The sequence below is a fragment of the Marinobacter bohaiensis genome, from assembly GCF_003258515.1.
In the GTDB taxonomy this organism is placed as follows: Bacteria; Pseudomonadota; Gammaproteobacteria; order Pseudomonadales; family Oleiphilaceae; genus Marinobacter_A; species Marinobacter_A bohaiensis.
The window spans coordinates 1,490,663-1,504,356 of record NZ_QGEH01000001.1; the positions used below are offsets into that span (position 1 = coordinate 1,490,663).

General features: G+C 63.2%; 13 protein-coding genes. All 13 read left to right on the plus strand.

The features are described 5' to 3' along the window. Positions 1-32 precede the first annotated feature (32 nt). The 13 genes from DKK67_RS06650 (at position 33) to DKK67_RS06710 (ending at position 13,693) form a co-directional block, all read left to right on the plus strand. Positions 33-899, plus strand: coding sequence for an efflux RND transporter periplasmic adaptor subunit (locus DKK67_RS06650; protein ID WP_111495582.1), 867 nt, complete (start codon positions 33-35; stop codon positions 897-899). A gap of 59 nt (positions 900-958) precedes the next feature. Continuing rightward, positions 959-1,909 carry a LysR family transcriptional regulator gene (locus tag DKK67_RS06655; RefSeq protein WP_111495584.1) on the plus strand — a complete coding sequence of 317 codons (951 nt, stop codon included), beginning with the start codon at positions 959-961 and terminating at the stop codon, positions 1,907-1,909. Positions 1,910-2,054: 145 nt separating this feature from the next. Further along, positions 2,055-2,387 (plus strand): DUF3302 domain-containing protein, encoded by a 333-nt coding sequence (locus DKK67_RS06660; RefSeq protein WP_111495586.1) that lies wholly within the window; start codon positions 2,055-2,057, stop codon positions 2,385-2,387. A 2-nt stretch (positions 2,388-2,389) separates the two neighbouring features. Further along, positions 2,390-3,343: an HlyD family secretion protein gene (locus DKK67_RS06665; protein ID WP_111495588.1), complete on the plus strand. Its 954-nt coding sequence runs from the start codon at positions 2,390-2,392 to the stop codon at positions 3,341-3,343. 385 nt (positions 3,344-3,728) lie between these two features. Next, the gene (locus DKK67_RS06670; RefSeq protein ID WP_162628771.1) at positions 3,729-4,682 is read left to right on the plus strand and encodes a Bug family tripartite tricarboxylate transporter substrate binding protein; all 954 of its coding nucleotides are present in this window, start codon (positions 3,729-3,731) and stop codon (positions 4,680-4,682) included. A gap of 10 nt (positions 4,683-4,692) precedes the next feature. Next, positions 4,693-5,199: a tripartite tricarboxylate transporter TctB family protein gene (locus tag DKK67_RS06675; protein WP_111495592.1), complete on the plus strand. Its 507-nt coding sequence runs from the start codon at positions 4,693-4,695 to the stop codon at positions 5,197-5,199. Positions 5,200-5,201: 2 nt separating this feature from the next. Further along, complete coding sequence (locus DKK67_RS06680) at positions 5,202-6,695, plus strand: tripartite tricarboxylate transporter permease (RefSeq protein ID WP_162628772.1); 1,494 nt, start codon at positions 5,202-5,204, stop codon at positions 6,693-6,695. A gap of 172 nt (positions 6,696-6,867) precedes the next feature. Continuing rightward, a complete protein-coding gene (kdgD, locus tag DKK67_RS06685) occupies positions 6,868-7,779 on the plus strand; it encodes a 5-dehydro-4-deoxyglucarate dehydratase (RefSeq protein ID WP_111495596.1) in 912 nt (303 codons plus the stop codon). Between the two features lie 55 nt (positions 7,780-7,834). After that, positions 7,835-9,160, plus strand: a complete 1,326-nt coding sequence (locus DKK67_RS06690; protein WP_111495598.1) for an enolase C-terminal domain-like protein — start codon at positions 7,835-7,837, stop codon at positions 9,158-9,160. Between the two features lie 42 nt (positions 9,161-9,202). After that, positions 9,203-9,967, plus strand: a complete 765-nt coding sequence (locus DKK67_RS06695; protein WP_228160527.1) for a FadR/GntR family transcriptional regulator — start codon at positions 9,203-9,205, stop codon at positions 9,965-9,967. Positions 9,968-10,065: 98 nt separating this feature from the next. Then, positions 10,066-11,643 (plus strand): aldehyde dehydrogenase (NADP(+)), encoded by a 1,578-nt coding sequence (locus DKK67_RS06700; protein WP_111495602.1) that lies wholly within the window; start codon positions 10,066-10,068, stop codon positions 11,641-11,643. A gap of 155 nt (positions 11,644-11,798) precedes the next feature. Beyond that, entirely contained in the window at positions 11,799-12,740 is a 942-nt protein-coding gene (locus DKK67_RS06705) for a 2-hydroxyacid dehydrogenase (protein WP_111495604.1), read from the plus strand. A gap of 8 nt (positions 12,741-12,748) precedes the next feature. After that, complete coding sequence (locus tag DKK67_RS06710; RefSeq protein WP_111495606.1) at positions 12,749-13,693, plus strand: AEC family transporter; 945 nt, start codon at positions 12,749-12,751, stop codon at positions 13,691-13,693. Position 13,694 lies beyond the last annotated feature (1 nt).

Here is a 13,694-nt window from a genome sequence, read left to right on the forward strand (position 1 = left end):
CACTCGTTCACTGACGGATCTTCGATTTAGCCATGAAACTGAAAACAGTCATCAGTCTTGCGGTGACACTGCTCGTCTTCGCCGCCGCAGCCCTGCTGGGCACGCTACTCTGGCAGCATTACATGGACGCGCCCTGGACCCGGGACGGCCGGGTTCGGGCCGATATCATCAACGTCGCCAGCGATGTGTCCGGGCGTGTGGTGGAAATGCCGGTGTCCGACAATCAGCGGGTGCAAAAGGGCGACCTGCTGATGCGCATCGATCCCGAGAAATACGAGATCGCGGTGGAACAGGCCGAAGCCCTGGTGGCGTCCCGCAAAGCCTCCATGCGCATGCGCGAGGCGGAAGCCAAACGCCGGGTGCAACTGGATCGCAAGGTGGTCTCGCGGGAGAGCCTGGACGATGCCTCCAACGCCGCCGCCATCGCCCGCGCCGAATACCAGCAGGCCCTGGCCAGACTCGACGAGGCCCAATGGTCGCTGGCGCGCACGCAGATCCGCGCGCCGGTAGACGGTTACGTCACCAATCTCAACGTTCATCAGGGCGACTACGCGACCGCCGGCAAGCCGCGGTTGGCGGTGGTCGACGAGCACTCGTACTGGGTTTACGGCTACTTCGAGGAGAACAAGCTGCCCGGCGTGCACGTCGGGGATCCCGTACGGATGGAACTGATGAGCGGTGAGATACTGAAGGGCCATGTGGAGAGCATCACCCGCGCCATCTACGATCACGACAACCCGCAAAGCCGCCAACTGGTGGCGGACGTCAACCCGACGTTTACCTGGGTGCGTCTGGCGCAGCGCATTCCGGTGCGGGTCCATATCGATGAGGTGCCGGACGGACTGGTGCTGGCCGCAGGCACCACGGCCACGGTGATCGTCCAGCCGGATGCCGGCTGAGTGGCCTGAATGGGCTGAGTGAATCAACTGGGTGAAGCACACGGACGGGAGCGTCGTCGATGGATATTCTGCACAACATGCGCGTTTTCGTGCAGGTGGCCGAAACCGGCAGCTACACCGGCGCGGCGCAGGTGCTGGATACCACCACGGCCAGCGTGTCCCGCGCGGTCAGCAATCTGGAATCGCATCTGCAAACGCGGCTGCTGCACCGCTCCACCCGCCGTCTGGCGCTGACCGAAGCCGGCCAGCGCTACCTGCTGCGCTGTCAGCAGATCCTGCCGATCATCGAAGAGGCCGAAGCCGAGGCCTCGGACGCCCATGCGCGCCCGCGCGGCGTCCTGCGGCTGCATTCGATGACCGGGGTGGGGCAGCACTACGCCATCCGCGCGATCAATCAGTATCGCCAGCTTTACCCGGACGTGTCCTTCGAGCTGACCCTGGCCAACCGCATCCCGGACATGCTGGAGGAAGGCTTCGAGGTCGCCATCGTGATCAGCAAACAGCTGCCCAGCTCCAGTCTGATCTCGCGCAGTCTGGGCCAGACCTACAGCGTGCTGTGTGCGTCACCGGAATACCTGCGCGCCCGGGGCGAGCCGCGCACGCCCGAGGATCTGCGCCACCACGACTGCCTGCGCCTGGCCAGCCCGGTGCTGCCGATGGACAACTGGAATCTGCACGGGCCGGATGGCGACATGACCGTTGAACTCGGGGCATCGCCCCTGCAGGTCAACGTGGGTGACGCCATCGCCGAGGCGGCCGCCGGAGGGCTGGGGATCGTGGCGTTGCCGCTGTACTCGGCGATGAGCATGTTGCGCAGTGGCGCGTTGGTGCGCGTCCTGCCTCAATACCGGCTGCAAACCCTCAACGTCCACGCTCTGTACCCGTCGCGCCAGTATCTGGACGCCAAGGTGAAGACCTGGCTCGAATTCCTGCAGGCCAACCTGCCCCAGTGGGTCGGGGAGGACGAAGAGCTGGTTCGCGCCATGAGTCTGGGGTGTTCGCTGCAATAGGCTGAACGGCTCTCCTGTCTTCCCGGCACTATCTTTACGGCACTATCTTCCCTGCACCGTCTTCCCGGCGTTCTGCCGAATTGCTGCTAATCTTTTTAAGGGTTGCTTATAACCTCTTAATATTAGCTGGCCAGGGAAGCCGTACATGCTCGATTACTTCGCGTTGTTCATGCTGTTCTTTGTGGTCGTGGTGCTGTTCTACGGCATTATTGCGATTCACGATATTCCGTACGAAATTGCCAAAAAGCGCAATCACCCCCACCAGGACGCCATCCACGTCACCGGCTGGATCAGCCTGCTGACCCTGCATGTGCTGTGGCCGTTCCTCTGGATCTGGGCCACCCTCTACCGCAGCGACCGCGGTTGGGGATTTCAGGATGGCCGCTCCGGCCACGATCACATCGAAAGCCTTGAACGCCAGGTCACAGAACTCAGTGATCGGTTGAAGCGTCTCGAATCCGATCGTGGGGAGGGCTGAACATGGATTTGCTGCTGATCCTCACGTATACCGCGATCTGCATCGTTGTCTTCAAGGTCTTCCGGGTGCCGCTCAACAAATGGACCGTGCCGACCGCGGTGCTGGGCGGCATTTTCCTGATCGGCGCGCTGCTGATGCTGATGAACTACAACCATCCGTATTCGGAGCGGGCCCGCAAGTACGAGCTGACCACCCCGATCATTCCCACCGTTCGCGGCCGGGTGGTGAGTGTGGAGGCCACGCCCAACCGCCTGATGGAGGAGGGAGATGTGCTGTTCCGGCTGGACCCGACACCGTTCCAGGCCAAGGTCGATTCGCTCCAGGCACAGCTTAAATCCGCCCGTCTGGATCTGGATCGTGCCACCCAACTGGCCCGCACAGGCGCCGGACCACGCCGTAATCAGGACGTGGCCGAGGCCCAGGTGGATGAGTTGGAAAGTGAGCTGACGGCCGCGCAATACAATCTGGAGGAAACCGTTGTCCGGGCGCCGACGCGGGGCTACGTGTCGCAGCTGTTCCTGCGGCCCGGCATGATGGCGGTGAATCTGCCGTTGCGGCCGTCACTGGTGTTCGTGCACCAGGAAGCGGACATCTTCACCGGCTGGTTCCGCCAGAACAGCCTGCTGCGTCTGGAAGAAGGGGACGAAGCCGAAGTGGCGTTCGATGGCATTCCGGGCAAGGTCTTCTCCGGCGAGGTGGTCACCGTTATCCCGATTCTGGCTGAAGGCCAGCTCCAGCCCACCGGCAATCTGGCCATCGACAACGCCCCGCCGGGCAGGGTGCCGGTGCGGGTGCACATCACGGACCCATCCTTCGACAAATACCGGCAGACATTGCCCGGCGGGGCCTATGGCCAGATGGCCCTCTACAGCGAGCATTTCGAGCACGTGGCGATCATGCGCAAAATCCTGCTGCGCATGTCGGCGTGGATGAACTACCTGTTCCCGTTCCACTGAGTCGTCAACCCGTTCCACCGATTCGTCAAAAAGGACCGAGCCTTTCCGATGGGCGCCTGTAACAGGCGCCCATATTTTTCGTCGATTTTTTTCTTTCGGTGGTTGCATTTCTTCTGTAAAGCGGAGAGGATGACTTTTAAGTTGTATGATGTATGACGTAGTACGAACTTCAAGCAACCGTCACGTGAACGTCGCGGTGAATGAAACAGGGCAGGAGGTGCTCGGAAAGTAAACACAGGTTATGGTCCGGCCAGATACGATATTGGCCTGCCATCGCGCCCCTTCCTCGCCGGATGTGGGCATGACAATCTGGAAGGCGACGCACTCGCCGGAAAGCAAAACACTCGGTCACGACAACAAATTCAAGACGTTAACGAGGTTTGATATGAAAAAAACAATCATCGCATTGTCCGTTGCGCTTGCCAGCGCCACCGTTCCGGCCCTGGCGCAGGCAGATGATGGTTACCCCGAGAAAAACATTGAGTTCATCGTACCCTATGGCCCGGGTGGCGGCTCTGATACCTTCGTCCGTTCCATCCAGCCGGCTCTGGAAGACGCGCTCGGCGGCACCCTGGTCGTTCGCAACATCTCCGGCGGTGGCGGTGCCGTGGGCTACTCCCGTGCTGTGACGTCCCGTGCTGACGGTTACACCGTCACCACCCCCAACAACGCCAACTTCACCCTGGAAGGGTTGGGCAACGTCGGTTTCTCCTACAACGACTTTGAATACATCGCCCGTGTCACCGTGATGCCCTACGTCCTGGCGGTACGTGACAACGATCAGTGGACCGACTTCGAATCCCTGAAGGAGGACCTGCAGGCGTCCGGCGACAAGCTGTCGGTGGGCTTTTCCGGCGTGGGTTCTTCGACTCATGTGACGTCTGTGGCGCTGGGGCGCGAGCTGGGCATGGACTTCCAGTTCATTCCGTTTGATGGCGGTTCCGCGGCGGTGTCAGCGGCCATGGGTGGTCATGTCGATGCGGTCGTGCTGAACCCGTCCGAGATCATGTCGGCGGTGGAGTCCGGCAAGCTGACGGCCATTGTCTCCACCGGTGGTGAGCGCAGTAGCGCCATGCCGGAAGTACCGACCATGAAAGAACTGGGCTTCGACATGGAGCTGAACCAGTGGCGCGGTATCGCCGCTCCGAAGGGACTGGATCCGGCCATCGAGGAACAGTGGGTCACCGCCATCAAGGAAGCCGTCCAGGATCCGCAGTTCCGGCAAGCAGCCAAGAACGGCGGCACGGATATCAAGCCGCTGTACGGCGACGAGCTGGACGCCTTCATCAAGGACAATGCGGAACTGATGATTCCCATTGCCGAGTCGGTCAAGCAATAACGGGTGACTTATGAGCAGGTCTGTTGGCGAAGCCGTTTTTACTGCGGTGCTGATGGGCTTTGCGGGATTCGCGCTCTACGAAGCCTTCGGGATTCGTGGCAGCGCAGCCGGCGGCAGTCTGGCGCCGGCTTTCTTCCCCAAGGCTATCTGTACCCTGTTGCTGATCTTCCTGGGCGTGTCGCTGTTTCGCACGCTCCTCAAGGTGCGGCATGAGGCAAAACCCGATGAAGGCGGAGATACCCGGGGCGCGGTACTGGGCTGGTTGATCGTGCTGGCGGAGCTGGTGGTCTACTCACTGGTGCTGGAGCCGCTGGGCTACGTGATCTCCACGGCCCTGCTGATCGTTGCCGTGGTGGCCACGCTGATGCTGCTGAGCGCCGGTGAGCGCCAGCGTATCACGCCGCGAAGTGCCGGCATGCTGGTCGGATTCTCTGCGGTGGTGTCCGTGGCCATCTTCCTTCTCTTCAGTAAAGGGTTTGGGCTGGTTCTGCCCACCCTGGGCGCGATGGGGGTGTAATCATGGGACAGTATCTCGACGCCCTGGGACTGGTCTTCCAGTTCTACGTTCTCCTGGCCATTGCTGGCGGCACGCTGCTTGGCCTGATCATGGGGGCGCTGCCGGGACTGACGGCGGCCATGGCCATTGCGCTGCTGCTGCCCCTGACCTTCGGTATGCCGCCGGTGATGGGCATGGGCATGCTGCTGGGAACCCTGTGCGGCGCGATTGCCGGTGGGTCGGTGTCCGCTACGCTGCTGAATATTCCAGGCACGCCGTCGTCCGTGGCCACCACGCTGGATGCGTTCCCGATGGCGCGCCGTGGCGAAGCCGGCCGGGCCCTGGGGATTGCCATCGTGGCGTCCTTCTTCGGCGGCATTTTCAGCGCGATCGTGCTGAGCCTGCTGGCGCCGCCCATCGCGGATTTCGCGTTGCAGTTCGGCCCGGCGGAATATTTCGCCCTGAGCATTTTCGGGCTGGTGATCATCGCCTCCGTGGCGAAAACGCTGATGAAAGGCATCATTGCCGGCCTGATCGGTCTGCTGCTGGCGACCGTGGGCACGGATCCTGTGGCGGGTGTGACCCGTTTCACCTACGGCAACTTCTCGCTGCTCACCGGCATCAGCCTGCTGCCGGCGCTGATCGGGCTGTTCGCCGTGTCCCAGGTGCTGACGGACGTGGTGGACTACTTCAAGGCGAAGGCGGCGCAGCGCTCCGATGTGTGTATGGACAAGGCCGCCCCACGTTGGCTGGAGGTCTTCCGCAGCTGGAAGGTGCTCGGTTCCAGTTCGATCATCGGCGTGATTGTCGGGGCGATCCCTGGCGCCGGTGGCAGTATCGCATCCTTCCTGTCCTACGATCAGGCCAAGAAGATGTCGAAGACGCCGGAGAAGTTCGGCACCGGCCACCACGAAGGCATTGTGGCGTCGGAGTCGTCCAATAACTCCCTGGTGGGCGGCGCGCTGATTCCCATGCTGACCCTCGGGGTGCCCGGTGAAGCGGCCACGGCGGTGCTGATGGGTGGTCTGATGATCCAGGGGATTCAGCCCGGACCGACCCTGTTCACCGACCAGGCGCCGATCATCTACGGGATCTTTATCGCCTTCCTGGTGGCCAACGTGTTCATGCTGCTGATCCAGTGGTTCGGCATCCGGATGTTCGTCAAGGTGCTGCAGGTGCCGCGCAAGATCCTGATGGCCATGATCCTCGTGTTCTGCGTCATCGGCGTGTACGCGGTGGATGGCGACATCTTCAACGTCTACCTGATGCTGGGCTTTGGTGTGCTGGGCTTCTTCCTGAACAAGTACGGCTTTGGCACCGCACCCGTGATCCTGGGCCTGATTCTGGGGCCGATCGCCGAATCCAACCTGAGACGTGCGCTGTTGCTGTCCGGCGGGGACTGGTCCGTGCTGGTATCCCGGCCGATCAGCCTGGCTTTCATCGGCATCGCTGTGGCGTTCCTGATTTTCACTTACTGGCAAAACTCGAAACACCGGGGCAAAGCCGCTCACGCCTGAGTGGCTTATAGCTCCCTGACTTTGGCGCGCCCGGGAGCGGGCTGGCTGGACGAGGCTGACTTGAAGAGAGGATGTCCTGTTGTATGATGTCATATAAATAGGTCACTCAGTCCCCGCCCAAAGCCCGAACCGCTGCGAACCGAAACAACATGGACAATGAGGACTGACAACCATGACGCTTTCTGTAGAACGTATCCGACAGTCGCTGAGCGACGGCCTGCTGTCGTTCCCGGTCACCGACCTGGACGCCAGCGGCCGCTTCAATGCCGACACCTATCGCGAACGCATTGAGCGCTTCGTGCAGCAGGGCGTGTCCAGCGTGTTCGTCGCCGGCGGCACCGGGGAGTTCTTCTCCCTGTCGCTGGAGGAGTACCGCGAGATCGTCCGGGTCGCGGTAGAGGTGGTCGACGGCCGGGTGCCGGTCATTGCCAGCGCCGGCCGCAGCGTGCCGGAGGCCCAGTGTTTCTGCCAGGCCGCGGAGGAAGCGGGTTGCGACGGTATCCTGCTGATGCCGCCGTATCTGACCGAATGCCCGACGGAAGGCATCGTGGAATACGCCCGTGCGGTCATCGACAGCACGTCCCTGCAGGTCATCTACTACAACCGCGCCAACGGTATCCTGGATGCCGACAACGTGAAGGCCCTGGCGGCCGCCTGTCCCAACCTGATCGGTCTCAAGGACGGGGTCGGCAACATGGCCGCCCTGAACGACACCATCAAGACCGTCGGCGATCGTCTGGTTTACATCGGCGGCGTACCGACCGCCGAGATCATTGCCGAGGCCTACCTCTCGATCGGCGTGAACACCTACTCATCCGCCGTGTACAACTTCATGCCGGAGATGGCGATGAAGTTCTACCGGGCACTGCGGGGCGGTGACACGGCCACTGTGCAAGCGATCATCCGGGATTTCTTTATTCCCTTCTGCCGCCTGCGCGATCGCAAGAAGGGCTATGCCGTCAGCCTGATCAAGGCCGGTACAGACATCGTGGGCCAGCCGGCCGGTGACGTACGCGCGCCGCTGACGATGCCCACGCCGACAGACCGCGAAGCCCTGGCGGCGATCATCAGCAACAACCGCTGACCGCAGCGATTCCGGGGCGGGGACGTATCCGCCCCCAACCGAGCGAGGTAGAACGATGTTTACAACAATCAAGAAAATGTCGGTGGTTCCGGTGGCGGGCTATGACAGCTTTCTGCTGAACCTCAGCGGTGGCCACGCCCCCTGGTTTATCCGGACGGTGGTGGTCCTGGAAGACAACGACGGCAACATCGGCCTGGGCGAAATCCCGGCCACCGATGCCATCGTCCGTACGCTGGAAGCCTGTCGCGAGCTGGTGGAAGGGCAGTCGGTCGGGCGCTACAAGGCGATCATCAGCCGCGTGCGTGACGCCATCTCCGGGCAGTCCGATGATGTGCGCGGCAACCAGACCTTCGACCTCCGGGTGGCGGTCCACGTGATCACTGGCATCGAGTCGGCGTTGCTGGACCTGGCCGGCCAGAACATGGGCCTGCCGGTGGTGGAGTTGCTGGGCCAGTACGGCCGTCAGCGCGACCAGGTCGAGGCCCTGGGCTACCTGTTCCTGCTCGGCGATCCCGACAAGACGGATCTGCCGTATCCGACCTGCGAGAACCCGCAGGATGAGTGGGACCGCGTCCGCACCCGCGAAGCCCTGACGCCGGACGCGGTGGCCAGGCTGGCCAAGGCGGCCTACGAGCGTTATGGCTTCCGCGACTTCAAGCTCAAGGGCGGGGTGCTGGACGGTCATCAGGAAGCGGAGTGCATCGCCGCACTCTACGACGCTTTCCCGGAAGCGCGCCTGACCCTCGATCCCAACGGCGCCTGGACGCTCAAGCAGGCCATCGAATACCTGACGCCGGTCAAGCACATGCTCAGCTATGCCGAAGACCCCTGCGGCGCCGAGGGTGCCTGGTCCGGCCGTGAAACCATGAGCGAGTTCCGCCGCCAGACCGGGCTGCGAACGGCGACCAACATGATCGCCACCGATTGGCAGCAGTTGCGTAACGCGGTGCGCCTGGATTCCGTGGACATCCCGCTGGCGGACTGCCACTTCTGGACCATGCAGGGGGCGGTCGCCGTGGGTGAACTGTGCAACGAGTGGGGCATGACCTGGGGATCGCATTCCAACAACCACTTCGACATCTCGCTGGCGATGATGACGCACGTGGCGGCTGCCTGCCCGGGCGAGATCACGGCCATCGACACGCACTGGATCTGGCAGGACGGACAGCGGCTCACCCGTGACCCACTGAAGATCCGCGACGGCAAACTCACCATTCCCGACCGGCCGGGGCTGGGCATCGATCTGGACCGGGAGAAACTGGAGCAGGGCCACGCCCTGTTCAAGTCCCTCAGCCTGGGCCAGCGCGACGATGCCATGGCCATGCAGTACCTGATTCCCGGCTGGACATTCGACCCCAAGCGTCCTGCGCTTGTTCGCTGATCCGCTCTTGGGATAATGTAACTCGGCCGAACTGAATTGATGATGGACACAACAAAAATGGGCACCACCGGAAGCACCCTCAAGGTTCAACCCGTCAAACGCACGGGCAGCCTTGGCGCACATGTCGCGTCACAACTGGAGCAGATGATCACCCAGGGACAGATTCCCGTGGGCGAGAAACTGCCCACCGAGAGCAAGCTGTGCGACATGTTCGAGGTCAGCCGCACGGTGGTGCGCGAGGCGATCACCCAGCTCAAGTCGCTGGGCCTGGTCGAGACGCGGCGCGGTGTGGGGACCACGGTCATCCGCAGCCAGCCGGCGGAAACGTTGTACGCCTATACCATCAATCCGACGGCCGTTGAGGACATCCTGAACATCCTGGAACTGCGTCTCAGTGTCGAGACCCAGGCGGCGGAATTCGCCGCGCTGCGCCGGGACGATCAGGACCTCGAACAGCTCGAACAATGCCTGGATCGCTTCGACCGGGCGCTGGAAAAAGGGGAACTGGCGCGGGACGAGGACCTGGCTTTCCACCTGGGCATCGCCAACGCCACCAAGAACCCGTTTTTCCGGCAGTTCTACGAGCAGTTCAACAAGAACATCATCCCCAGAGCCAAGATCGTCAATACCAGTCTCGATCACCCGGCCACCGAGCAGTATCTGGACCGGGTGCGGCAGGAGCATCGCGAGATCTTCGACGCCATCCAATCGAGACAGCCCGAAGCGGCCAGAAAGGCGATGCATACGCACCTCTACCGTGCCTATCACCTCTACGAGAAATACCGGACCAGTCAGGCATTCGAGTAACCACCGAACCTGAACCGCTGGACCTTCTCAGTCTTCTGGCCTGAATGAACGTGGCTCCGGCTCGCCCGGAGTGCGGACACTCGTTAACGGAGAGACACATGACTATTCTTGGCGAAATGCTCATCGGCGCGCGCGCCGTAAAAGGTACCAACGGCCCGATCCAGGCCATCAACCCGGCGACGGACGAGAAACTTGAGCCGGCCTTCAACGGCGGCACCGAAGCGGATGTGAACAGCGCTGCCGAGCTGGCCCGCGCGGCGTTTGCCAGCTACCGCGACACCAGCCCGGAGGCCCGGGCCGTGTTCCTGGAAACTTGTGCCGACGAAATCCTCGCGCTGGGGGACGAACTGGTCGAGCGCGCCATGGCGGAAAGCGGTCTGCCCCGTGCCCGCATCGAGGGCGAGCGCGGCCGCACCATGAACCAGCTGCGTCTGTTTGCCTCGGTGGTTCGCGCCGGCAACTACCTGGACGCCCGCATCGACCCGGCCATGCCGGACCGCCAGCCGCTGCCGCGGGCGGACCTGCGTATGCGCAACATCCCGCTGGGCCCCGTTGCCGTTTTCGGCGCCAGCAACTTCCCGCTGGCCTTTTCCGTGGCCGGTGGCGACACCGCCTCGGCGCTGGCGGCTGGCTGCCCGGTGATCGTCAAGGCCCACTCGGCCCACCCGGGTACCTCGGAGCTGGTCGGTCGTGCCCTGCAAAAAGCCGTGGCCAAGTGTGAGCTGCACGAGGGCGTTTTCTCGCTGATCTTTGGATCCGGTAACGTAGTGGGCCAGGCGTTGGTGGCGCACCCGCAGATCAAGGCGGTCGGTTTCACCGGTTCGCGTTCCGGTGGTACGGCGTTGATGAATATCGCCGCCAATCGCCCCGAGCCGATTCCGGTGTACGCGGAGATGAGCAGCATCAACCCGGTCTTCCTGATGCCGGAAGCCATGAAGGCCCGTGGAGAAGCCATCGCCGAAGGCCTGGTCGGTTCCCTGCTGATGGGCGCCGGCCAGTTCTGCACCAACCCGGGGCTGGTGTTCGCTGTGGAAGGCGACGACTTCGACCGCTTCCTGGAGAAGGCCTCGGCCACCCTGAAAGAAGCCGGCACCCAGACTATGCTCACACCGGGTATCCATCAGGCCTACAGCAAGGGCGTCGATCAGCTCAGCGGCAATGGCCGCGTGACGGAGGCCGCGCGTGGTCAGGGCAGCGATCAGCCCAACCAGTGCCAGGCCGGGCTGTTCGTCACCACGGCGGATGACTTTATCGCCGATGAGAGCCTGTCCGCCGAGGTCTTTGGTTCCACCTCTCTGGTGGTGACCTGCAAGAGTGCGGACGACTTCGCCCGCGTCGCCGAGCATCTGGAAGGCCAGCTGACCGCGACCTTGCAGCTGGACGACGGCGATATCGATGTCGCCCGCCAACTGCTGCCGGTGCTGGAGCGCAAGGCGGGCCGGATCCTCTGTAACGGCTACCCGACCGGCGTCGAAGTGTGCCACGCCATGGTTCACGGCGGACCTTACCCGGCCACGTCCGACAGCCGCACCACCTCGGTGGGCTCTGCCGCGATCCAGCGGTTCGTGCGTCCGGTCTGCTATCAGGATCTGCCCGAGGCGCTGCTGCCGGAGGCGATTCGGGACGGCAACCCGCTGTCGATTCGCCGGCTGGTGGACGGCCAGGACCAGCGTTGATCCTGAACCCCGTTGATGGAGACAGGCCGGGTGTCGTTTGCCGACGCCCGGCTTAGACGATCCTCTCCTTGCCCTGCGTCCGCGGGGCCTTTTTCGTTGTGGGGCGTGTCTCTGGACATCCGTCCGGACCGCCCTGAACCGCGAGGGATAGCGTGATGGAAAAACCGGACGTTCTCATTGTTGCTGCCAGCGGCGCGCCACAAATGGCCGAGCTGGAGCGACACGTTACACTGCACCGCCTGGATCTGGCTGAAGACCCTGACGCACTGCTGACCGACGTCGGCCCGCGGATTCGCGCGGTGGTGACCGGCAACAGCGCGGGCTTCAGCGAAGACCTGCTCGCCCGGTTGCCGAACCTGGAGCTGGTGTCCTCCCAGGGCGTCGGCACGGACGGACTCTGTGTCGCGGCCAGCCACGATCGCGGCGTGCTGGTGGCGAACACGCCGGACGTTCTCAACGACGATGTGGCGGACATGGCGATGATGCTTCTGCTGGCCACCGTTCGACGCCTGGTGGCGGGCGACCGCTGGGTGCGGGAAGGCCGTTGGCAACGCGAGGGCAATATGCCGCTCAGTCGCTGTGTCCGTGGCAAGACGCTCGGCATTGCCGGGCTGGGGCGCATTGGCAAAGCCATCGCCCGGCGGGCGGAGGTGTTCGGTATCGAGGTGGCTTACTACGGCCGGCGCGAGCAGTCGAATGTCGACTATCCCTGGTATGCCGATCTGGAAACCCTGGCAGGGGAGGTCGATTTCCTGATGATCGTGCTGCCCGGGGGCGAAGCCACGCGACATCTGGTGGGCTCGGCCGTGTTGCGGGCGTTGGGCCCGGACGGCTATCTCGTCAACATCGGCCGGGGATCGGTGGTGGATGAAGCGGCCCTGGTCCGAGCACTCCAGGAAGGCGAGATTGCCGGCGCCGGGCTGGACGTGTTCGCCGACGAGCCCAACGCGCCGGAAGCCCTGTTCGCCATGGACAACGTGGTGCTCCAGCCCCACAACGGCAGTGCCACCGTGGAAACCCGGAATGCCATGGCGCAGCGGGTGGTGGACAATGTGAAGGCCCACTTCGCAGGGCGTCCGCTGCTCTCACCGGTGTAGGCTGAGCGATGCAGACGGATCTTTTCGCCCAGGTCTTCACCGTCACCGGGCCGGTGTTCGCCATGCTGCTGGCGGGGCTGGTCCTGCGACGGTTGCAGCTGATTGACGATGCCTTTATCGGCACCGCCTCGAATCTCAGCTTCCGGGTGCTGATGCCCACGCTGTTATTCTTCTCGATTCTGCGTGCTGACCTGCGTACCGCGTTTCAGCCGAAGCTGATCGGCTATTTCTACCTCGCCACCTTGCTGACGTTCGCCGCCTCCTGGCTCTGGTCCATGCGTTCGGTGCCGCGTTCCGATCGCGGCGTCTACGTGCAGGGGGCGTTCCGGGGCAACTGCGGCATCGTCGGCCTGGCGCTGGCGGCCAGCTACTACGGTGACTATGGCCTGTCCACCGGCGGTGTGATTGCCGGTATTGGCATTGTGTTGTTCAACGTCCTGTCGGTGGTAGTGCTGGGCATCTACAGCCCCACGTTTGAGACCAACCTGCGGTCGGTGGTCGCCAACCTGACCCGGAATCCGCTGATTCTCAGCGTCCTGGCGGGACTGCTGGCTTCCTGGGCGGGCGTGACACTGCCCCAGTGGATCATGGTGTCCGGCGACTACCTGGCATCCATGACGCTGCCGCTGGCGCTGGTCTGTATCGGCGGCTCGCTGTCATTGGGCGCACTGCTGGACTCGGGGCGCCCGGCCATCAGCGCCAGCCTGATCAAGGTGCTCTGGAGTCCGGTGCTCTTCACCGTCCTGGCCTGGCTGGTGGGCTTTGAAGGCCGGGATCTGGGCATGCTCTACCTGTTCCTGGCCAGTCCCACCGCCGCCGTCAGCTACGTCATGGCGCGGGCCGCTGGCAGCGACGACAAGCTGGCCGCCAACATCATCGCCATTTCCACGGTACTCTCGGTGGCCACGATTATGGCGGGGTTGTATCTGTTGCAGCATTATCGGCTGATCTGAG

Excerpts from the sequence above, each read along its gene's own strand:
- DKK67_RS06660 (WP_111495586.1), top strand. The coding sequence starts at position 2,055 with ATGCTCGATTACTTCGCGTTGTTCATGCTGTTCTTTGTGGTCGTGGTG.
- DKK67_RS06655 (WP_111495584.1), top strand. The coding sequence starts at position 959 with ATGGATATTCTGCACAACATGCGCGTTTTCGTGCAGGTGGCCGAAACC.
- DKK67_RS06710 (WP_111495606.1), top strand. The coding sequence starts at position 12,749 with ATGCAGACGGATCTTTTCGCCCAGGTCTTCACCGTCACCGGGCCGGTG.
- DKK67_RS06670 (WP_162628771.1), top strand. The coding sequence starts at position 3,729 with ATGAAAAAAACAATCATCGCATTGTCCGTTGCGCTTGCCAGCGCCACC.
- DKK67_RS06695 (WP_228160527.1), top strand. The coding sequence starts at position 9,203 with ATGGACACAACAAAAATGGGCACCACCGGAAGCACCCTCAAGGTTCAA.
- DKK67_RS06700 (WP_111495602.1), top strand. The coding sequence starts at position 10,066 with ATGACTATTCTTGGCGAAATGCTCATCGGCGCGCGCGCCGTAAAAGGT.
- DKK67_RS06705 (WP_111495604.1), top strand. The coding sequence starts at position 11,799 with ATGGAAAAACCGGACGTTCTCATTGTTGCTGCCAGCGGCGCGCCACAA.
- DKK67_RS06675 (WP_111495592.1), top strand. The coding sequence starts at position 4,693 with ATGAGCAGGTCTGTTGGCGAAGCCGTTTTTACTGCGGTGCTGATGGGC.
- DKK67_RS06690 (WP_111495598.1), top strand. The coding sequence starts at position 7,835 with ATGTTTACAACAATCAAGAAAATGTCGGTGGTTCCGGTGGCGGGCTAT.
- DKK67_RS06665 (WP_111495588.1), top strand. The coding sequence starts at position 2,390 with ATGGATTTGCTGCTGATCCTCACGTATACCGCGATCTGCATCGTTGTC.
- DKK67_RS06680 (WP_162628772.1), top strand. The coding sequence starts at position 5,202 with ATGGGACAGTATCTCGACGCCCTGGGACTGGTCTTCCAGTTCTACGTT.
- DKK67_RS06650 (WP_111495582.1), top strand. The coding sequence starts at position 33 with ATGAAACTGAAAACAGTCATCAGTCTTGCGGTGACACTGCTCGTCTTC.
- kdgD (WP_111495596.1), top strand. The coding sequence starts at position 6,868 with ATGACGCTTTCTGTAGAACGTATCCGACAGTCGCTGAGCGACGGCCTG.